Here is an 18,371-nt window from a genome sequence, read left to right as displayed (position 1 = left end):
GGTCCTATGAGACTTCTGGTCAGCGCCTGCCTTTTGGGGGTGGGCTGCCGGTACGACGGGCAGAGCAACCAGCTTCCGCAGCTGGAGCAGCTGCTGAAGCAGCACACCTGCATCCCCGTCTGCGCCGAGCTCTTTGGCGGCCTCCCCACCCCCCGGGTCCCGGCGGAGCGCCAGGGGAACCGGGTAGTCACCCGGGACGGTGACGATGTCACCGAGGCCTTCGTCCGGGGAACCGCCGAAGTCCTCCGCCTGGCAGACCTCTACCACTGCAGGGCCGCCCTGCTCAAGGAGCGCAGCCCCTCCTGCGGCAGCGGGCAGATCTACGACGGTACCTTCACCAAAACCCTGACCCTAGGGGATGGTCTGACCGCCCAGATGCTGAAAAAACACGGCATCACGGTCTATGGAGAGTCCCAAATTGAGGAACTCATTGGGTCCCGTCCCTTTTTCTTCAGCATTTGACCAACGGCCTGCCGCAACACATGCGGCAGGCCGTTGGTTTTAGATTTCAGTGGAAAGCTCCTTGCCGTTCAGCACCGCCTGGACCAGAGTATCCCCCTCATAGGAGAGTTTGAGGTAGAAGAAGGGAACCTCCCGGGCCAGCAAGTCCAGAAAGATTTTGTCTCCTGTCCAGATGGGCAGGTCCTTCACCTTGTCCTGATCCACCCACTCCAGGTCCCCCTCATCACAGACCACACAGGGGTCCTGCTGGGTGTGCCCGGTGAACAGGTGCATGTATTCGGTCTCCCACCGGTCCGAGACAAAGGTCACCAGCCCCCGATAGGCATAGTCGGTGAGGGTCAGGCCGGTCTCCTCCCGGACCTCCCGAACCAGGCACTCCTCGGGGCTCTCCTTGTCCTCAAATTTTCCTCCGATGCCCACCCATTTGTCCTGGTTGACATCGTTTTCTTTCTTCACCCGGTGGAGCATCAGATACTGCCCTTCCCGCTCGATGTAACACAAGGTGGTGTTCCACATAGCCACGCCTCCTCAATATCGCCGAATAAACCGGTCATAGATGTTCCGTACCTCCCCGTCGATGAAGGGGAGGGCCTGATCCCGGATGGACCGGGGAATGCCGTAAAAGGCGGCGGCCACCGCCCCGGCCATGGAGGCGATGGTGTCGCTGTCGCCGCCGATGGAGACGGCGTTGCGCAGCGCGTCCTCAAAATCCTCCGCCTCCAAAAAGGCCTCCATGGCCTGGGGGACGCTGCCGGCGCAGGAGACGTCAAAGGCGTAGCCCTCTCGAATCTCGTCCAGGGTAAAGTCCAGGGGGTAATACCGGGTCACGTGGTCCACAATGGCCTCCTTGCTCTCCCCCATCCGGGCCAGGTAGACCGCCCCGGCCACCGCGCAGGCCCCGGCAATGCCGTCGGGATGGTCATGGGTCACCTCCGCCGAGGCCTTGGCCAGCGCCAGGCACTGGGATAGGCTCTCCGCCGCCCAGGCCACCGGGGAAACCCGCATGGCGCTGCCGTTGCCCAGACTGCGGTAGGGCTTGGGCTCCTGGGACAGAATCCAGGCCTCAAACCGGGGGCCGTACCCCAGGGCCGGATATTTCCGCCCCAGCCGGCGCATCTCCGTAATCACGTGGGCCTGAAAGAGCTCCAGCTCCTCCAAGCCCCCCATCAGCACCGCCGACGCCACCGCTGCGGTCATCACGCTGTCATCCGTCATCCGGCAGTCCGGCTGAAAGAGGGGAAACCCCTTGTCCTTTCGATTCCGCCACTCATAGACCGAGCCCACAATATCCCCAATCAACGCACCCAGCATCCAAAACGCACCCCTCTCCATTCTCTCCGCACTTCATGTCTCTGTTTTTATTATAGCACACGGCTTCCCTCCTGTCATCGGCTCCCCAGGTAATTTTGCCGGCGTCCGTCCCAACCAGCGGTCTTTTCTCCGCGCGGCGCCGCCTCCGGCGGGCTGCTGTTCCCGGCCGGAGGCGGCGTCTATTGCAAGTCAGTGTATGGACAAAGAAGCGTTTCGATGGGTCCTCACGGCCAGCCCTACCGCCAGAATGCTCAGGCAGACCGCCATCCCCAGGAAAAGCGGATCAAAAGGCAGGTCCATAAAGTTCCCCGCCAGCACCGCGATGGGGCCGGCGAAAATGGAGGCCAGGGCAAACCCCCGGGGAATCTTCCCCTTGAGCCACAGCCCCCCGCACATGGGCAGGAAAACCACAGCGCCCCGGAGCCCCATGGACAGAAAACCAAAGTCGTTGATCATGGCGCCGGGCACCAAAATGGCCACCACAGCCGCCGCCATCAGAATCACCAGGATGGTACCCCGGGTGACCAGAAGATTGGTGCGGGACTGCTTCATCCGGCTACTCTTCCGGGCAAACAGGTCGGTGACCAGAATGGAGGCCATCCCCAAGGCCAGCCCGGAGCCCCCGCCCACCACCGTGATAAACAGGGTGCCCAGCACCACCCCGCCCAGGAGTTGGGGCATAAACCGGGCCACAAACACCGGGAACACCTGGGAGGTGGAATCCAGGGGGATGAGATCCCCAGGCACGGTTTGGCCCAGGGCCTGGAGCGCCGCCACCTCCTCGGCGGTGATGCAGTGGCCCCGCATGTACAGGCCGATGAGAATGCAGGCAACGCCGATGGGCGGGATCAGCAGGGCGCTGAGCAGGGCCCCCTTCCGGGCCGCGCTGTCGCTCTTGCCTGACCAGATGGCCTGGGCATAGGTCTGGGTGGACAGCACTCCCAGCACCAGGGACAGCGCCGATCCAATGTCCTTGGAGGCGCCCCGGGCCACCAGGGAGGTAAACCGCTGGTGGACCGCCTCCTCCGTGGCCAGGCCGCTGACCGCCCCCAGGGGGGAGGAGGTCAGCAGCTGCTCCAGGGTCTCCAGCAGTCCGCCGAATCCATTGGCCAGGCCGTAAACCAGAATTCCCCCCACAATGGCAGAGGCGTAGAGGAGGATCAGCTTGGCGACCCCGCCCATGCCGGCCCCCCACATTCCCCCGAAGATCACGTAAAACCCCATCAGTAGGATGGAGATAAGGGCCGCGGCCAAGTGGCTGAGGGGAAAAATGGTGGTCAGCAGCGCCGTGGCCGACAGCACCTGGGCCACCACGCTGATGAAAATGCCCACGGAGCAGAAGATGCTTCCCGCCGTCTCCGCCCGGGGACCGTACTCCTGGGAAACCACTTGAAGCAGGGTGGTGCAGCCGCTGCGCCGGAAGGGCGCGGCGTAGCCAATGGCCAGAATCAGACAGCCAATCCCCGAGCCCAGAGTAAACCACCAGGCGGACATTCCAAAGGAAAACGCCAGCTGTGCCGTGCCGATGGTGGCCTGGCCGCTGACCAAGGTACCCATAATGGCCCCGCAGACAATCCAGGCCCCGGCCTTCCCGCCGCCGCTGGAAAAATCCGCAGCGGAGGCCACCTTCCGGCCGGAATATACGCCAATTCCAACGATAAGCCCAATGGTGGCAAGCATTCCCACCACGTGCAGCGGACCTAAGTGCATGACAATCTCTCCTTCTCTCTTCCCCAAAGACGCAAAAAAACCGGCAATGGGAGCGTCAGCGCACGCCATTTGCCGGCTTTCAAATAGATTGTGAGAGCGGGGGAAACCGCCCTCCTCCATTCAAAACAGCGAAACAGTTTGTACAAAAATATAGTAACACTGGAAGAAATTTTTGTCAAGAGCGAACCATGTCTTTTCCGGCCTTGATTTTTCCACGGGTTTATGTTGAAATAGAACACAGCAATTCCGGGAAAGGAGACCCCCCATGCAATTTTGGAAAATGAACGGCGCGGGCAATGATTTTATCATCCTGAACAACCTGGAAGAGAGGCTCCCCCCCTCCGCCTTTCCTCTGCTGGCCCGTACCCTCTGTACCCCCCACCGCTCCCTGGGCGCCGACGGCCTGATGGTGGTGGAGCAGGCCCAGGAAGGAGCGGACTTCAAGATGCTCTTTTTCAACAGCGACGGTTCCCTGGGAGAGATGTGCGGCAACGGCGCCCGCTGTATCTGCCGCTACGGCTACGAGACAGGGCTGTCCGGCCCGACCCAGACGGTGGAGACCACCGCCGGTCTGGTCACCGGAACCCGGATCGACCGGCGGCAGTATCGGGTCCAGCTGAATTCCCCCACCGTAATCCGCCTCCACGAGGCCCCGGTGGTGGAGGGCAAAGCTTGGCCCTGCGCCTATGTGGAGCTGGGCAGCCCCGGCCTGCCCCACGCGGTGGTCCCCTACCCCGGTCTGGCCGACGCCGATCCCCAGGCCCTCTTCCAGCTGGGCAAGGCCATGCGGTCGCACCCCGCCTTCCCCAAGGGGGCCAACGTAAACTTCTATGAACCCACCGGGCCGGACCAGGTCCTGGAGAAGACCTTTGAGCGGGGGGTGGAAGATTTCACCCTGGCCTGCGGCACGGGAACCGGCAGCGTGGTGGCGGTCCTCACCCTGTTGGGACAGGTCAGCGGCCAGGGGGTGCAGGTCTCCATGGCGGGCGGCGTGCTCACCATTGACGTGGCCCGGACAGGGGACCGGATCACCGGCCTCTGGCTCACCGGCCCCACCAACCTTGTGGCCAAGGGAGAGGTCTTTGACGAGGAACTGCCCCCATCTTTTTCCCCCTGTGGATAACTGGCCCCGGTGGTCGTGTTTCCCCGCTTCTCATAATAGGATTTGATTGACTCTTTGTTTGACTATTTATTTTACTTGTGGCCCAAATCCGACCCCACCCCCGCCCGGATTTGGCCCCGGTGTGACCGGGGATGAACCGGGGTCAAATCTGGGCCGGGCTGTGGAAAACATCAGAAAAAAGGCCCTTCGGGTCATCCCCGAACGGCCCATTTTCTTTGCTTCCGCGCCGACTATTACAACGCCCGCAGGGCGTCAATCAGGGCGGTTTTCTCCGCAGTTTTTCCGTCCTTGTCCTTCAGCACCCGGGCGGGGACGCCGGCCACCACGGTGTTGGGGGCCACGTCGCTGACCACCACGGCACCGGCGGCCACCACGGCGCCCTTGCCCACCCGGCAGCCCTCCAGCACCACCGCGTTGGCGCCGATGACCACATCGTCCTCAATCACCACCGGCACCGCGCTGGCCGGCTCAATGACCCCGGCCAGAACCGTCCCGGCCCCGATGTGGCAGTTCTTGCCCACCGTGGCCCGGCCCCCCAGAACCGCGCCCATATCAATCATGGTACCCGCGCCCACCACAGCGCCAATGTTCAAAATGGCGCCCATCATAATCACCGCGTTGTCCCCGATCTCCACCTGCTCCCGGAGAATGGCGCCGGGCTCAATCCGGGCGTTGACCGTCCGCTTGTCCAGCAGCGGGATGGCCGAGTTCCGGCTGTCGTTCTCCACCACCAGTTCCTGGATGTCCCCCTTGTGCTCCTCCAGCACCGGGCCGATGTCCTTCCAGTCCCCAAAGACCAGGGTGGTCTCCCCGCAGGGAAACACGGTGGCATGGGGAAATTCCACCGGCTCCCGGGCCTTCAGGAACACCCGGACCGGGGTTTTTTTCTCCGCGGTGCGGATTCGTTCAATGATTTCCTGTGCGTTCATCTGAGCGCCTCCTTTGGGACAGTAAGATGGGGGCAGTATACCATCTTTTCCCCCGCTGTGCAAGCACCTTTCCCAGGCGCCCCCGGACCACCGCCCCGCCCCACACTTTGACGCGCCCTTTCCCGGCGCAGGAGGTTTTTTATGCAAGTCATCCAATACCGCCGGGCCCTGCACCGGATTCCAGAGCTGGACCGGGACCTGCCGGAGACCCTGTCCTACCTTCGGGGGATTCTCTCCCCCCTCTCCTGCACCCTCTCCTCTCCCATCCCCGGCGCTCTGTGCGCCTTTTTCGACTTTGGCCGGCCCGACGCCATCGCCTTCCGCAGCGACGCCGACGCCCTGCCCATCACCGAGCGGACCGGGCTGCCCTTTGCCTCTGTCCATCCAGGGCGCATGCACGCCTGCGGCCACGACGGCCACATGGCCATGGTCCTGGACCTGGCGGTATGGCTGGACCAGCAGACCGCCCTGCCCCACAACGTCCTGCTCCTGTTTCAGCCGGCGGAGGAGACCACCGGCGGCGCCAAGGACCTGTGCCAGAGCGGCGTGCTGGAGGCCCATAAGGTCCAGTGCGTCTTTGGCATGCACCTGTGGCCGGAGCTCCCCGCCGGTGTCATCGCCTCCCGAAAGCGGGAGATGATGAGCCGGTCCTGTGAGGTTTCCGTCACCATCACCGGCCGCTCCAGCCACATCGCCAAGGCCGAGGAGGGCCTGGACGCCCTGGCCGCCGGGGTGGAATTCTACCGCCGGGCTGCGGCCCTGGAGGCCGCCCTGCCCCCCCACCTCTTCCGCCTGCTGAAATTCGGCCGGATGGAGAGCGGCACCGTCCGCAACGCGGTCAGCGGCAAAACGGTTCTGCTGGGCAGTCTCCGGGCGTTTCAGGACGAGGTCTTTCTGGACCTCCAGCAGGGGCTGCGGGAGATTGGCCAGCAGGTCCAGGCGGACACCGGCTGTCAGGTGGCGGTCCACACCAACGACGGGTATCCCGCCGTATGGAACCCCGACGCCCTGTACGACCGGGTCAAAAACCTGGGCCTTCCCTTCCTGGAGCTGGAGAAGCCTGTCATGATCTCAGAGGACTTCTCCTGGTACCAGCGCCATCTGCCCGCCCTCTTTTTCTTTTTGGGCTGCGGCCCCTCCCCGGCCCTTCACGCGGACAACTTTGCCTTTGACGAGTCCATTTTAGCAAAAGGCGCGGCCTTCTGGAAACAGCTGGCCGGCGCTTTCTGATCCCCCGCCCCCTGTCCCGGCGCGCGGCTTTCTCCGGGCATGCCTTGACAGGGGGCGGGTTTTTCTGTATGCTGAACATTGTTCAACTTGAAAGGAGTCCTTCCATGTATCCCTCCGTCACCTCTGACAAGGCCATCCTGCAGGCCAGCAGAACCCTCCTCCAGGAGCAGGGCTGGACCGCTCTCAACATCCGCTCGGTCGCCGCGGCCTGCGGGGTCTCGGTGGGGTCGATCTATAACCGTTTCGGCTCCAAGTCCCAGCTGGTGGCCGCCACGGTGGAGAGCATTTGGCAGGAGATCTTCTGCCTTCCCCAGGACCCCGGGGCCTTTGCGGACCTGCTCTCCTGCGTGGCATGGCTGTTTCAGCGGCTGGAGGAGAGCCGCCAAACCTACCCGGGCTTTCTCTCCGTCCACGCTCTCTGCTTTTCCCAGGAGGAACTGGACGCCGGCCAGCGTAGAATGGAGCGGTCCTGGGCGCACATCAAGCAGTTCCTCCTCGCTGTGCTGGCCCAGGACCCCCAGGTGCGCCCCGGGACATTTCACGAGGGGTTTTCCGCCGAGGACTTTGTCGACCTGCTGTTCTCCCTGCTGTTGGCCGCCCTGCTGCGGAAAGACGCGCCCTGCGCCCCCATCCTTGCCCTGATCCGCAGAACCATTTATTGAAAAATTCCCACAAAATCGTGGGAATTTTTCAAACGCCAACTTGAACATTGTTCAGAAAGGAGTTTTTCAGATGCAAGTGAAAAAGAACACCCTGCTGCTCCTGGCCTGCCTGGTCTGGACCGCGGCGGGGGTCAACATCCTCCGCATCGGCCTGCTGGCCTATGCCACCCAAGTCTCTCTCCCCCACATCTTGCTCTCCCTTTTGGTCTTTTTTCTCTTTCAGGTCTTTGTCTTCGGCCGCCTGGTGGGAAAACACACCAGACGGATCCTGGGATATTGGGAGGACAGACAGTTCTTCCTCCGCTTTTTTGACAAGAAGTCCTTTCTCCTCATGGCCGGGATGATGAGCCTGGGCATGTTTCTCCGTGTCTCCGGTCTGGCGCCGGACCCCTTCCTGGCCGTGTTTTACTCTGGTCTGGGGGCCGCCCTGCTGCTGGCCGGCCTCCTCTTTGGCCGGAACTACGGCAGGGCGCTCCGCGCCGCCCGGCCCTGACCGCCCCTGTCAGTGAAAGCGAAGGCAGGCAAACTCCGCCTCTGTCTGCATCTCCACCTGATAGTCGGTGTTTCGCTCCAGCGTTTTCAGGGAGACCTCTTCCCCCGGCGCCACGGTCAGCTCGTCCACCACAAGGTTGTGCTGGTCATCCCACACCCGGAGTGTGACCGCGCTGTCGCTGTTGGCATCCAGGGTGACCGCTCTCTCTGCAAATAGGCCCTCAAACCGCAGCCGGTCTCCCTCCTCCCACGGGACAGGTGCCCATGTACCGTGGGTCTGAGCCTCCCGCAGGACCACCGTGGTGGTGGGGGAAAATAAATCGTGCACTACCTCCACCTCCTGATAGACCACACAGCCGGCGATCACCACCGCCGCGGTCAAAACAACGCAGAGCAGCGCCACCTGAAGCTTCTTCCGCTTCCAGTGCCGGCGAAAGGCCTGGAACGCCCGCCGGTCCTCCTCCTGCAGGTCGGGGGCGGAGGGCAGCGTCAGGGTCTGGGCCAGCTTCTCATACTCGTTCCGGCAGGCGGGGCAGGCGCTGAGGTGTTCCCGCACCGCCTGGGCAGTCTCCTCCCGCAGCGCCCCGTCGATGTACAGGGGCAGCAGGTCCTCCACAATGCTACAACGGATGGTGTTCATTCTCAATCCCCTCCATATATTCGATGATTTGTTTCTTCGCCCGGTAAAAGGTCACCCGGGCCCAGCTGGGCGTTTTCCCGAACAGCAGGCCGATTTTTTCAAAGGGAAGCTCCCCAAACACCCGCAGGGTAAACACCTCCTTGTACGGCTCCCGCATCCCGTGCAGAAACCGGTGGACCTGAAAGGCCCGCTCCCGGTCGATGATCTGCTCCACCAGAGGTTTCTCCGGTCCGGGGATGGACGGGGGAAATTCCTCCCCCGTGGTCCGCTTCTCCCGCTTGCAGTGGGTATAGTACGTGTGTTTGGCAATGGTAAACAGCCAGGCGCGGATGTCCTTGTCCCCTTGGAACCGGTCAATGGCCTTGAGGGCCTTAGCAAAGGTCTCCTGGGTGATCTCCTCGGCCAGGTCCTCCCCGGCCGACAGGCTCCGCAGATACCGAAACACGTCCTTGCAGTAGGACTGATAAATCCCCTCGAAGTCCACACAACTCCCCCTCCTTTCTCTCCAATAACGCCGGAAGAGAACAAACGTTACAAAAATTTTGAAAAAAAGAGGTCGTTTCCTCGAAGAGGGAAACGACCTTCTTTTTGTCCGTTATCGCAGCTTCAGCAGGTCCCAGCGGGAGGAGACCCCGCATTTGCGGTACAGGTTCTGCAGATGTTTCAGCAGGGTGTTTTTGGAGATATGAAGCTGCTCTAAAATCTCCTCATTGTTCCGGTCCTGAAACACCAGCCCCAGGATCTCCGTCTCCCGACGGGTCAGCCCATAGACCTGGGTCAGTTCCTCCAGGGTCCGGGCCGGCTGTGCCGCCTGGGCCTGGCGTTGGGTACAGTGATAGCAGGCCAGATCAATGTGGTTGGACAGGGTACGCAGGAGAAAGGCCTCCCGGTCGGTGAACAGGCCGTCCGCCTGGGTACGGTAAAAGGCCAGGCGGCCCATGGCCTGGCCCGCGTAAGTGATGTTCATCTGCATGCAGTCGTAGATGTGATAATCCAGATAGATTTTCCGGTAGCTGGGGGCGGAAAACCGGTTGTCTCCCGACAGGATTTCGCTGTCCCGCACCACCATGGACTCTGGCGCATGGCTGAGCCAGATGCTGTACGATTGGTCAATCTGCCCCAGCCAGGCCCGCTCTGCCGCCTCAAACTGCCGGGGCTGACAAAAAGGGTCCCGGTGGACAAGCTCCTGGGTCTCCGGGTCCACCTGAATGGAGAGAAAGCTGGCATAGGTGTAGGGGATCATCAGCTTCAACTGTCCCAGCAGCGTCGGCTTCAGCTCCTCCATGGTCCGGCAGGCGTGGAGCCGGTAGAGCACCTCATTGTACAGCAGAAAGTCATTGGTTTCCATGGGCAGATCTCTCCTTGTGCATCGTCGTTCCCCTTTTAGGGCCGCAGCTTCAGCAGGTCCCAGCGGGAGGAAACCCCGCACTTGCGGTACAGGTTTTGCAAGTGCTTGAGCAGGGTGTGCCGGGAGATATGGAGCCGGTCCAGAATCTCTTCGTTGTTGAGGTCCTGGAAGACCAGGCCCAGAATCTCCGTCTCCCGGCGGGTCAGTTCGTAGTCTTGGACCAGCTCCTCCATGGTCCGGGTCTTGGGGGGCTTGCTGGCCTCCCGCTGGGCCATGGTGTAATAGGCATAGTTGACATGTCCTGCCAGTGCCCGGAGATAAAAGGCCTCCTGGTCGGTAAACACCCCATCCGCCCGGGTCCGGTACAGGGTAAGCAGGGCCATCACCTGGTGATCGTAGGCCAGATTCATGCTCATGGTGTCGTAAATGTTATACTGCTGATAGAGCTCCTGAAAAATGGGGCTCTCCAGCCGGGCCTCCCCGGTCAGGTCACTGCTGCGGACCACGATGGACTCGGGGGCGTGGCTGACCCAAAAGCTCTCGTCCTGGTGATCCCGGTCGATCCAGGCCTCCTCCAGGGCGGTGAAGCTGTCCGGCAGGCAGAAGGGATCGCTGTGGCGGATCTCCCGGGTCTCGGGGTCAATCTCCACCACAATCAGGCTGGCATAGGTATAAGGGATCATCAGCTTCACCTGGGCCAGAATAGAGCGTTTCAGGTCATCCATATCCTGGCAGGTATGGATATGATAGATGATCTCATTGTACAGCAGAAAGTCGTTTTTCTCCATGGGGATTTCCTCCAGAGCAGACATCCAAGGCACCGATTCCTTTTCATTCTATCGTCTCCCCCAGCTAAAATCAAGCACTTTATGCCGCGCCCCTCCCCGCTCCTCTTCGCCGGGATTTTTATGTTCTTTTCTCTTTCCAAAAGCCGCATCCTTCCGCATTCCCGCCAGAGTCTTCCATATGATTCCTACTTATTTTTCATAATTTCTTCTTATCTTTCGTATGCTGTCCACTCATTTTTCAGAAGGACTACCTAATCTATGTTGGAATTTTCACTGGGTTTAGTCATTGAAATCAAGCAATTTTCCCGGTATGATACAGACAGATCAAGAGAGAACGGTTTGACAGCCCTCCTCGTGAAATAAAGTTTAAAAAGGAGCGATCATCATGAAAAAGTTCTTTGCCATCCTGCTGGGAATCGTCGATGTCTTCTGTGTGGGCCTCATCTTTTACCTGATGCTTTCCAACCTCTCCGGCACCCCCGCCCAGATCTTTCTCCCCATCCTCCCGCCCACCTTGGTTGCTTTCCTGGCCGCCGCGCTCATCGGCCGCCTGACCGGGCCGGAATCTTCCGCCGAACCCAAGAAGAAAGCCCCGAGCTTCCGCCGCCGCAACGCCTGATCCCTCTGTGACTTCTCTCCCTTTTTTCTCTCCCCCCGCTGCGCAGAAACAGCGGGGGGTGATCTTTCCCCTTTGGAAAGGAGGCCCCCATGAAACCTCGCTTTCTCACATCCCACTACGCCTGGATACAGGGCTGCTACTGGATGGCTTACTGCATTTTGCTTTCCTTTTCCAGCGTATATCTGCTGGACCAAGGATTCTCCAACACCCAGATCGGCCTGCTGCTTGGCTTGTCCGGCCTTTTGACCGCCCTGCTGCAACCCTTTGTGGGGGCCAGGGCGGACCACCTAAAGGTTCTCTCCCTGGGGCAGTTCGCCGCCCTGCTGATCCTGGCCATGCTGCTGTGCACCGGCGGTCTGCTCCTGCTTCCTGGACAGGCCGTCCAAGGGGGACTCTTTCTCTCCCTGTTGCTCCTGCTTCAGCTCCTGACCTCCCTGCTCTATGCCCTGGGGATGGACTGTGTCAACCAGGGTATGCCGCTGAACTTCGGCCTTGCCCGGGGTGTGGGGGCAGGGTCCTACGCGCTGGCCTCCACCCTCTGCGGCAGCGCAGCCGCCGCTTTTGGTCCAAAGTGTATCCCTGTGCTGCTGGGCGGGGCGACCCTCCTGCTGCTGGCGGCCGCCCTTTCCTTCCGGCCCGGTACCCCAGCCAAGCAGGCGGCCCCACCCCCAGCGTCCCCGCCATCGTCTCCCCAGTCCTTTTGGCGGCGCTACCCCCGGTTCCTCCCCCTACTGGCCGGGGTGGTTCTTCTCTACACCAGCCACAATATTCTCATGAGTTTTCCCTATCAAATTGTCCAATATCTGGGCGGCGGCAGCGGGGAAATGGGAACCCTTCTCACCCTCCAGGGCCTTATGGACATCCCCGCCATGGTGCTCTTCTCCCTCCTGCTCCGCCGGGCTGCCAGCTGGCGCTGGGTCCGTCTGGCCGGTCTTTCCTTTTTCCTCCACGCCCTGCTCACCTGGCTGGCCCCCAGTGTATTCTTCCTCTATGGCATTCAGATCTTTGAGACCACAGGATATGCCCTGTACGCTGTGGCCTCCGTCTACTGGGTCAACGACATGACAGCGCCCGCAGACCGGGTCCAAGGACAAACCTATTTTACCATGGCCAATACCCTGGGCATCGTTCTGAGCAGTTTTCTGGGCGGCTTTCTCTTGGATGCCGCCGGCACCGGACCCACCTTGGCCTTTTCCACTGTAACCGGCGGGACCGGTATGGGCATCCTCTGGATCATGCTGCGGCAGGGCCAGGCCAAAGCAGCGGTACAGCAGGGATAGCCTATGCTGGATGGGTTCTCCTCTCCTGCCAAAAAACGGTCAAGAAGAGTTCTTCTCTTCTTGACCGTTTTTCTTCGTTTCCAGAAAATATCTGGCGTTACCGTCTTCGATACGTCACATAGGTATAGGCCAGGTCCTCATACCGGTAAGGCCCCTCCGTCTCCACAGCCTCCCAGGCGGGGTCCGCCGCCAGGTTGGGAAAATAGCAGTCCGCCGCCGGGAAGGCCCTGTGAATCTGGGTCACATAGGCTGTGTCACAGTAGGCCAGGGCCTGCCGGTATACGGAGGCCCCGCCAATGACAAAGGTATCCGCCGGCGCGGCGGCCAGGGCGGCCTTCAAGGTAGCAAAGACCTCCCCGCCCGCCGGGGCAAAGGCGGGGTCGGTGGAGAGGATGAGATTCCGCCGGTTTTTCAGGGGGCGTCCCCCGGGAAAGGTGGCCAGGGTCTTTCGTCCCAGCAGCACCGGATGGCCGGTGGTCAGCCGCTGAAACCGCTTGAGATCCGGGGGGATATAGCACAGTTGATCCCCGTCTTTTCCAATGGCCCAGCAGGCATCCACCGCAACAATGAGCTTCATGGGCGCACCTCCTCAAATGGCCACGGGAATCTTTTCCTTCAGGGGATGATACCGGTAATTCTCCAACTGGACGCTGTCGGGGGTAAAGGCATAAAAGTCCGTCACCGCCGGGTCCAGCCGCAGCCTGGGGGCCGGGTAAGGCGTGCGGCCCAGGAGCTCCTCCACCAGGGGCACATGGCGGTCGTAAATGTGGGCGTCCGCGATCACGTGGACCAGCTCGCCCGCCTCCAGCCCGGACACCTGGGCCAGCATGTGAACCAGCACAGCATACTGCATCACATTCCAGCCGTTGGCGGTGAGCATGTCCTGGGACCGCTGGTGGAGAATGGCGTTGAGGGTGTTTCCTGTGACGTTAAAGGTCATGGAGTAGGCGCAGGGATACAGGGCCATCTCACTCAAATCATGGTGGTTGTACAGGTTGGTGAGAATGCGCCGGGAGGAGGGGTTATGCTTCAGGTCATACAGCACCCGGTCCACCTGGTCCATCTCTCCCTCCGGGTAGCGGTGCTTCACCCCCATCTGATAGCCGTAGGCCTTGCCGATGGACCCGGTTTCATCCGCCCAGGCATCCCAGATGCCTGTGGACAGAGCCCGGACGTTGTTGGACTTCTTCTGCCAGATCCACAGCAGCTCCTCCACCGCGCTTTTCAGGTACATCCGCCGGATGGTCTGGATGGGAAATTCCTCCCGCAGATCATAGCGGTTGACCAGGCCGAAACATTTGACCGTATGGGCGGGGGTGCCGTCCTCCCACCGGGGGCGGACCGGCAGATGGGTGTCCCAGGTGCCCCGGGACAAAATCTCCTGGCAGTTGGCCAGGAAGATTTGGTCTGCTTTGCTCATGGTGCTTCCTCCTCTGTGACAACGCCGAAGGCCACGCCCTCCCCCACAGCGGTAAGGGTGACGGGGCAAACCCGGTTGTGCAGGTTCTCCCCCTTCCCCCGAACTTCTATGTATTGGGGGGTATAGCCCCGCCAGAACCCGTCCTTTTCCTCTTCAAACAGGACAGCGACCCGCTGTCCCATCCAGCTGCTCAGCCAGCTTTTCTCCATGGCCCGGGCCAGTTCCGCCCCCTGATGGGCCCGGCGGGCCTTTTCCCCGTTGGGAATCTGCCCGGGCATCCCGGCGGCCGGGGTGCCCTGCCGGCGGGAGTAGGGGAAAATGTGCATCTGGGCAAAGGCGCAGGTCTGGAGAAAGGACAGCGTCTGGGCAAACTCCCCCTCCGTCTCCCCCGGAAAGCCCACAATCAGGTCCGTGGTGAGGGCGGGCCGGTCAAAATGCCGGCGCAGCAGCCCCACCGACTCCAGGTAGCGCTCGGTGGTGTACCGCCGCTTCATGCGGGCCAGGGTGGCGTCGCAGCCGCTCTGCAGGGACAGGTGAAAGTGGGGACATAGGTTGGGCAGACCGGCCAGCTGGGCACAGAAGTCCTCGGTCACCGTCCTGGGCTCCAGGGACCCCAGCCGCACCCGCATCCCGGGCACCGCCCGGCAAACCTGAGCAATGAGCGCGGCCAGGCCGGGCCGTTCCGGCAGGTCCCGGCCATAGGCGGACAGCTCAATCCCCGTGAGCACCAGCTCCCGGTAGCCCGCTTCGGCCAGGTCCCGGGCCTGGGCCGCCGCCTGCTCCACCGGCAGGGAGCGCACCGCCCCCCGGGCATAGGGGATGATGCAGTAGGCGCAGAAGTTGGTGCAGCCGTCCTCCACCTTGAGCATGGCCCGGGTCCGCCCCTCCAGCCCCCCGGCGGGGAGGGCCTCAAAGACCCGGCGGCGGAAGGGATCATCCAGGGCCACCGCCTTCTCCCGGGTGCGTGCCAGCTGCTCCAGCAGGTCCAAAAATCCCCGCCGGTCTCCGCTGCCGCCGATGAGGTCTGCCTCCAGCTGCCGGGCAGCCTCCGGGGAGACCTGGGGATAGCAGCCGCAGAGCGCCACCAGCGCCCCGGGCGCCCGCTTCCGGGCCTGCCGGACCGCCTGCCGGGATTTCTTATCGCTGGTGGCCGTCACGGTGCAGCTGTTGATGAGATAGACATCGGCCTGGGCCTCAAAGGGCACCAGGCTGTGTCCCCTGGCCCGGAGGAGCTCCTCCATGGCCTGGCTCTCGTACTGATTCACTTTGCACCCCAGGGTGTGGATGGCAACGCGCATGGGGAACCTCCTGTGTGGGAAAAATGCTTTTCTTTTGGAAAAAAACCTGGTATAATAGAACACTCATGATCGATCTTAACACAAATCCGCAGGTCGGTCAATTTGTTTCCAGGGGAGTTTGCCATGTCCCATCCTTTTTTCGCCTACATCGCCCGCATGCGCTATATTGTCCGCTGGGGCCTGATGCGCAACACCATGCAGGAAAATATCCAGGAGCACTCCCACATGGTGGCCGTGCTGGCCCACGCCCTGGCGGTCATCCGGCGGGACAAGTTTGGGGGAACGGTGGACCCGGGCCGGGTGGCCGCCGTGGCCCTCTACCACGACGCGCCGGAGATTTTCACAGGGGACCTTCCCACCCCTGTGAAGTACGCCAATCCCGCCATCCAGACCGCTTACAAGGCGGTGGAGGCCGACGCCGCCCAGCGGCTGGTGGCCATGCTCCCCCAGGAGATGCGCCCCGCCTTCGCCACCCTGCTGGAGGAATCCGACCCGGAGGTGCTGGTTTTGGTGAAGGCCGCCGACAAGCTCTCGGCCCATCTCAAGTGCCTGGAGGAACTGAAGGCGGGCAACCGGGAGTTCCAGTCCGCCGCCCAGCAAACCCGCGCGGCCCTGGACGCCTTCCACCTGCCGGAGCTGGACTATTTCCTGGCGGAGTTTCTCCCCGCCTTTCCCCTCACCCTGGACGAACTCCAGGCCGACGCCCAGGCATAGGCAGCCCAGAACGGCCATAAGATCAAACTAAGGATAAGAGAGGTATCATTCACTATGCGTGCAGTTATCACCGTCGCCGGGAAAGACCGGGTGGGCATCATCGCCTCGGTCACCCAGACCCTGGCCCAGCAGAATGTCAATGTTCTGGATATCACCCAGACCATCCTTCCCCCCGACTTTTTCACCATGGTCATGCTGGTGGACGCCGGCGCCGCCAAGGTGCCTTTTGGCGAACTGGCCGACCAGATGTCCGCTCTGGGCGACCAGATGGGCATGGTCATCCGGGCCCAGCGGGAGGACACCTTCCAGGCCATGCACCGGATCTGAGGAAGGAGAACCATTGTCATGATCAATTCCTCGGAAATTCTGCAAACCATCCACATGTTCGACCAGCAGCATCTGGACATCCGCACCATCACCATGGGCATCTCCCTGCTGGACTGCGCCGACCCCGACCCCAAGGCCGCCTGCCGGAAGGTCTATGACAAGATCTGCCGCCGGGCACAAAACCTGGTGGCCACCGGCCAGACCATTGAAAAGGAGTTTGGCATCCCCATTGTCAACAAGCGGGTGTCGGTGACCCCCATCTCCCTGGTGGCCTCCGCCAGTGACACAGCGGACTACGCTCCCTTTGCCGCCGCCCTGGACAAGGCCGCCAAAACCATCGGCATCAACTTCATCGGCGGCTTTTCCGCCCTGGTGCAGAAGGGGTTCACCCAGTCTGACCGAAAGCTCATCGCCTCCATCCCCGAGGCCCTGGCCACCACCGACCTGGTGTGCTCCTCGGTGAACGTGGGTTCCACCAAGGCGGGCATCAACATGGATGCCGTGGCGGAGATGGGCCGGGTCATCAAAATGACCGCCGACCGCACCGCCGCGGCGGGGGGCTTCGGCTGCGCCAAGCTGGTGGTCTTCGCCAACGCCGTGGAGGATAACCCCTTCATGGCCGGCGCCTTCCACGGGGCGGGGGAACCGGAGTGCGTCATCAACGTGGGCATCTCCGGCCCCGGGGTGGTCCACCACGCCCTCCAGCAGGTGAAGGGCGAACCCTTTGACGTGGTGGCCGAGACCATTAAAAAGACCGCTTTCCGTATCACCCGCATGGGCCAGCTGGTGGCCCGGGAGGCCTCCGCCCGGCTGGAGGTCCCCTTCGGCATTGTGGACCTCTCCCTGGCCCCCACCCCCGCCGTGGGGGACTCGGTGGCCCGGATTCTGGAGGAGATGGGGCTGGAGGTCTGCGGCACCCACGGCACCACCGCCGCCCTGGCCCTGCTCAACGACGCGGTGAAGAAGGGAGGCGTCATGGCCTCCAACCACGTGGGGGGCCTCTCCGGTGCCTTCATCCCCGTCAGCGAGGACGAAGGGATGATCGCCGCCGCCCAGCAGGGGGCCCTGGGGCTGGACAAACTGGAGGCCATGACCTGCGTCTGCTCCGTGGGTCTGGACATGATTGCCGTGCCCGGAGACACCTCCGCCGAGACCCTCTCAGCCATCATCGCCGACGAGGCCGCCATCGGCATGGTCAATTCCAAGACCACCGCCGTGCGCCTGATCCCCGCCCCCGGCAAGAAGGTGGGGGACACCGTGGAGTTTGGCGGCCTGCTGGGCTCCGCCCCGGTGATCCCCGTCCATCCCTTCTCCAGCGCCCCCTTCATCCAGCGGGGCGGCCGCATTCCGGCCCCCATGCAGAGTCTGAAAAACTGAGTCTGACGGAACGTCGCGCCTGTATCAGGAGGTGTTTGATTTGCTGCAATTTGATGTGACCCACGCCCTCCCCTTCCTGCCGGAGAACTGGCTTTCCTCCCGGCTGGACGGCCTGACCGAGGCCCGGAACCTGCTGGAACGGGGCAACGGACTGGGGGGGGCTTTCACCGGCTGGGTGGATCTTCCGGCCTCCTACGACCCGGAGGAGCTGCAGCGGATTCTCCAAACCGCCCGGATCATCCGGGGGCAGTCGGAGGTTCTCATTGTCATTGGCATCGGCGGCTCCTATCTGGGCGCCCGGGCCATGCTGGAGCTACTGACCTCCCCCAACTATAACTTGCTGCGTAAAAAGACCCCTCAGATTTTCTTCACAGGCAATACCCTCTCCTCAGATGCCCTGACCGAGCTGCTGGACTACGTGCGGGACAAGGACTTCTCCGTAAATGTCATCTCCAAATCCGGCGACACCACAGAGTCCTCCATCGCCTTTTTCCTCTTCCGGCGGCTGCTGGAGGAAAAATACGGCCGGGAGGGCGCCCGGGACCGGATTTTTGCCACCACGGACCGACGGGAGGGAACCCTCCGGGCCCTGGCCAACCAGGCGGGCTACGCCACCTTCTCCGTCCCCGCCTCCATCGGCG

General features: G+C 62.3%; 22 protein-coding genes. 11 read left to right on the top strand and 11 right to left on the bottom strand.

Annotated features, from left to right (window positions below; all coding sequences use genetic code 11):
- Positions 1–6 precede the first annotated feature (6 nt).
- On the top strand, positions 7–462 hold the full coding sequence (locus DV520_RS07310) for a 2-thiouracil desulfurase family protein (RefSeq protein WP_117142303.1): 456 nt from the start codon (positions 7–9) through the stop codon (positions 460–462).
- A gap of 39 nt (positions 463–501) precedes the next feature.
- Here the strand turns inward: DV520_RS07310 and DV520_RS07305 are convergent, their stop codons facing one another.
- The 3 genes from DV520_RS07305 to DV520_RS07295 form a co-directional block, all read right to left on the bottom strand.
- The gene (locus DV520_RS07305) at positions 502–978 is read right to left on the bottom strand and encodes an NUDIX hydrolase (protein WP_117142302.1); all 477 of its coding nucleotides are present in this window, start codon (positions 976–978) and stop codon (positions 502–504) included.
- 12 nt (positions 979–990) lie between these two features.
- A complete protein-coding gene (locus tag DV520_RS07300; protein ID WP_117142301.1) occupies positions 991–1,773 on the bottom strand; it encodes an ADP-ribosylglycohydrolase family protein in 783 nt (260 codons plus the stop codon).
- 189 nt (positions 1,774–1,962) lie between these two features.
- Entirely contained in the window at positions 1,963–3,483 is a 1,521-nt protein-coding gene (locus DV520_RS07295; protein ID WP_242984664.1) for a sodium:solute symporter family protein, read from the bottom strand.
- 265 nt (positions 3,484–3,748) lie between these two features.
- On the opposite strand from DV520_RS07295, the gene dapF reads away from it, so the two are divergent.
- A complete protein-coding gene (dapF, locus tag DV520_RS07290) occupies positions 3,749–4,606 on the top strand; it encodes a diaminopimelate epimerase (protein WP_117142300.1) in 858 nt (285 codons plus the stop codon).
- 233 nt (positions 4,607–4,839) lie between these two features.
- Here the strand turns inward: dapF and dapD are convergent, their stop codons facing one another.
- Positions 4,840–5,535, bottom strand: a complete 696-nt coding sequence (gene dapD / locus DV520_RS07285) for a 2,3,4,5-tetrahydropyridine-2,6-dicarboxylate N-acetyltransferase (protein ID WP_021919919.1) — start codon at positions 5,533–5,535, stop codon at positions 4,840–4,842.
- A 141-nt stretch (positions 5,536–5,676) separates the two neighbouring features.
- On the opposite strand from dapD, the gene DV520_RS07280 reads away from it, so the two are divergent.
- From DV520_RS07280 to DV520_RS07270, 3 genes are all read left to right on the top strand, one after another.
- Positions 5,677–6,765 (top strand): amidohydrolase, encoded by a 1,089-nt coding sequence (locus DV520_RS07280; RefSeq protein WP_117142299.1) that lies wholly within the window; start codon positions 5,677–5,679, stop codon positions 6,763–6,765.
- A gap of 104 nt (positions 6,766–6,869) precedes the next feature.
- Positions 6,870–7,427 carry a TetR/AcrR family transcriptional regulator gene (locus tag DV520_RS07275; RefSeq protein ID WP_117142298.1) on the top strand — a complete coding sequence of 186 codons (558 nt, stop codon included), beginning with the start codon at positions 6,870–6,872 and terminating at the stop codon, positions 7,425–7,427.
- Positions 7,428–7,497: 70 nt separating this feature from the next.
- A complete protein-coding gene (locus DV520_RS07270) occupies positions 7,498–7,920 on the top strand; it encodes a hypothetical protein (protein ID WP_117142297.1) in 423 nt (140 codons plus the stop codon).
- A gap of 9 nt (positions 7,921–7,929) precedes the next feature.
- Here DV520_RS07270 and DV520_RS07265 read toward each other — a convergent pair whose 3' ends face one another.
- The 4 genes from DV520_RS07265 to DV520_RS07250 all read right to left on the bottom strand — a co-directional run bounded on the left by DV520_RS07265 (position 7,930) and on the right by DV520_RS07250 (position 10,695).
- A complete protein-coding gene (locus DV520_RS07265; RefSeq protein ID WP_117142296.1) occupies positions 7,930–8,559 on the bottom strand; it encodes an anti-sigma factor family protein in 630 nt (209 codons plus the stop codon).
- Positions 8,540–9,043: an RNA polymerase sigma factor gene (locus DV520_RS07260; RefSeq protein ID WP_117142295.1), complete on the bottom strand. Its 504-nt coding sequence runs from the start codon at positions 9,041–9,043 to the stop codon at positions 8,540–8,542. The genes DV520_RS07265 and DV520_RS07260 overlap by 20 nt, the downstream gene beginning before the upstream one ends.
- Before the next feature lie 111 nt (positions 9,044–9,154).
- Positions 9,155–9,907, bottom strand: coding sequence for a helix-turn-helix transcriptional regulator (locus DV520_RS07255; protein WP_117142294.1), 753 nt, complete (start codon positions 9,905–9,907; stop codon positions 9,155–9,157).
- A gap of 35 nt (positions 9,908–9,942) precedes the next feature.
- Positions 9,943–10,695, bottom strand: coding sequence for a helix-turn-helix domain-containing protein (locus tag DV520_RS07250; RefSeq protein WP_021919926.1), 753 nt, complete (start codon positions 10,693–10,695; stop codon positions 9,943–9,945).
- A gap of 385 nt (positions 10,696–11,080) precedes the next feature.
- On the opposite strand from DV520_RS07250, the gene DV520_RS07245 reads away from it, so the two are divergent.
- Together DV520_RS07245 and DV520_RS07240 are read left to right on the top strand one after the other, a co-directional pair.
- Complete coding sequence (locus tag DV520_RS07245; RefSeq protein WP_021919927.1) at positions 11,081–11,314, top strand: hypothetical protein; 234 nt, start codon at positions 11,081–11,083, stop codon at positions 11,312–11,314.
- Between the two features lie 89 nt (positions 11,315–11,403).
- On the top strand, positions 11,404–12,594 hold the full coding sequence (locus DV520_RS07240; RefSeq protein ID WP_117142292.1) for an MFS transporter: 1,191 nt from the start codon (positions 11,404–11,406) through the stop codon (positions 12,592–12,594).
- A gap of 97 nt (positions 12,595–12,691) precedes the next feature.
- Here the strand turns inward: DV520_RS07240 and DV520_RS07235 are convergent, their stop codons facing one another.
- From DV520_RS07235 to mtaB, 3 genes are read right to left on the bottom strand one after another with little or no spacing between them, the layout of a single operon-like run.
- Entirely contained in the window at positions 12,692–13,171 is a 480-nt protein-coding gene (locus tag DV520_RS07235) for a dihydrofolate reductase (protein ID WP_021919929.1), read from the bottom strand.
- A 12-nt stretch (positions 13,172–13,183) separates the two neighbouring features.
- Positions 13,184–14,014 carry a thymidylate synthase gene (thyA, locus tag DV520_RS07230; RefSeq protein WP_021919930.1) on the bottom strand — a complete coding sequence of 277 codons (831 nt, stop codon included), beginning with the start codon at positions 14,012–14,014 and terminating at the stop codon, positions 13,184–13,186.
- Positions 14,011–15,312 (bottom strand): tRNA (N(6)-L-threonylcarbamoyladenosine(37)-C(2))-methylthiotransferase MtaB, encoded by a 1,302-nt coding sequence (gene mtaB, locus DV520_RS07225; protein ID WP_117142291.1) that lies wholly within the window; start codon positions 15,310–15,312, stop codon positions 14,011–14,013. Before mtaB ends, thyA begins: the two co-directional genes overlap by 4 nt.
- 123 nt (positions 15,313–15,435) lie before the next feature.
- On the opposite strand from mtaB, the gene yfbR reads away from it, so the two are divergent.
- The 4 genes from yfbR to DV520_RS07205 all read left to right on the top strand — a co-directional run.
- A complete protein-coding gene (gene yfbR, locus DV520_RS07220) occupies positions 15,436–16,026 on the top strand; it encodes a 5'-deoxynucleotidase (protein ID WP_117142290.1) in 591 nt (196 codons plus the stop codon).
- A gap of 54 nt (positions 16,027–16,080) precedes the next feature.
- Positions 16,081–16,353: an ACT domain-containing protein gene (locus tag DV520_RS07215; RefSeq protein ID WP_117142289.1), complete on the top strand. Its 273-nt coding sequence runs from the start codon at positions 16,081–16,083 to the stop codon at positions 16,351–16,353.
- Between the two features lie 18 nt (positions 16,354–16,371).
- Entirely contained in the window at positions 16,372–17,730 is a 1,359-nt protein-coding gene (locus tag DV520_RS07210; RefSeq protein ID WP_117142288.1) for a PFL family protein, read from the top strand.
- 40 nt (positions 17,731–17,770) lie between these two features.
- Positions 17,771–18,371 (top strand): glucose-6-phosphate isomerase (locus DV520_RS07205; RefSeq protein ID WP_476737630.1); only part of this gene is annotated, 601 nt, incomplete at its 3' end.

The sequence above is a fragment of the Evtepia gabavorous genome (assembly GCF_003425665.1).
GTDB classification, from domain to species: Bacteria; Bacillota; Clostridia; order Oscillospirales; family Oscillospiraceae; genus Evtepia; species Evtepia gabavorous.
The sequence above is the reverse complement of the archived record's forward strand: the minus strand, read 5'-3'. Positions and strand labels throughout refer to the sequence as shown.

Coding starts and splice junctions, on each gene's coding strand:
- DV520_RS07240 (WP_117142292.1), top strand. CDS start 11,404: ATGAAACCTCGCTTTCTCACATCCCACTACGCCTGGATACAGGGCTGC.
- yfbR (WP_117142290.1), top strand. CDS start 15,436: ATGTCCCATCCTTTTTTCGCCTACATCGCCCGCATGCGCTATATTGTC.
- DV520_RS07280 (WP_117142299.1), top strand. CDS start 5,677: ATGCAAGTCATCCAATACCGCCGGGCCCTGCACCGGATTCCAGAGCTG.
- DV520_RS07305 (WP_117142302.1), bottom strand. CDS start 978: ATGTGGAACACCACCTTGTGTTACATCGAGCGGGAAGGGCAGTATCTG.
- DV520_RS07300 (WP_117142301.1), bottom strand. CDS start 1,773: ATGCTGGGTGCGTTGATTGGGGATATTGTGGGCTCGGTCTATGAGTGG.
- DV520_RS07310 (WP_117142303.1), top strand. CDS start 7: ATGAGACTTCTGGTCAGCGCCTGCCTTTTGGGGGTGGGCTGCCGGTAC.
- DV520_RS07210 (WP_117142288.1), top strand. CDS start 16,372: ATGATCAATTCCTCGGAAATTCTGCAAACCATCCACATGTTCGACCAG.
- DV520_RS07250 (WP_021919926.1), bottom strand. CDS start 10,695: ATGGAGAAAAACGACTTTCTGCTGTACAATGAGATCATCTATCATATC.
- DV520_RS07245 (WP_021919927.1), top strand. CDS start 11,081: ATGAAAAAGTTCTTTGCCATCCTGCTGGGAATCGTCGATGTCTTCTGT.
- dapD (WP_021919919.1), bottom strand. CDS start 5,535: ATGAACGCACAGGAAATCATTGAACGAATCCGCACCGCGGAGAAAAAA.
- thyA (WP_021919930.1), bottom strand. CDS start 14,014: ATGAGCAAAGCAGACCAAATCTTCCTGGCCAACTGCCAGGAGATTTTG.
- DV520_RS07215 (WP_117142289.1), top strand. CDS start 16,081: ATGCGTGCAGTTATCACCGTCGCCGGGAAAGACCGGGTGGGCATCATC.
- DV520_RS07295 (WP_242984664.1), bottom strand. CDS start 3,483: ATGCACTTAGGTCCGCTGCACGTGGTGGGAATGCTTGCCACCATTGGG.
- DV520_RS07255 (WP_117142294.1), bottom strand. CDS start 9,907: ATGGAAACCAATGACTTTCTGCTGTACAATGAGGTGCTCTACCGGCTC.
- DV520_RS07275 (WP_117142298.1), top strand. CDS start 6,870: ATGTATCCCTCCGTCACCTCTGACAAGGCCATCCTGCAGGCCAGCAGA.
- DV520_RS07270 (WP_117142297.1), top strand. CDS start 7,498: ATGCAAGTGAAAAAGAACACCCTGCTGCTCCTGGCCTGCCTGGTCTGG.
- mtaB (WP_117142291.1), bottom strand. CDS start 15,312: ATGCGCGTTGCCATCCACACCCTGGGGTGCAAAGTGAATCAGTACGAG.
- DV520_RS07265 (WP_117142296.1), bottom strand. CDS start 8,559: ATGAACACCATCCGTTGTAGCATTGTGGAGGACCTGCTGCCCCTGTAC.
- DV520_RS07235 (WP_021919929.1), bottom strand. CDS start 13,171: ATGAAGCTCATTGTTGCGGTGGATGCCTGCTGGGCCATTGGAAAAGAC.
- dapF (WP_117142300.1), top strand. CDS start 3,749: ATGCAATTTTGGAAAATGAACGGCGCGGGCAATGATTTTATCATCCTG.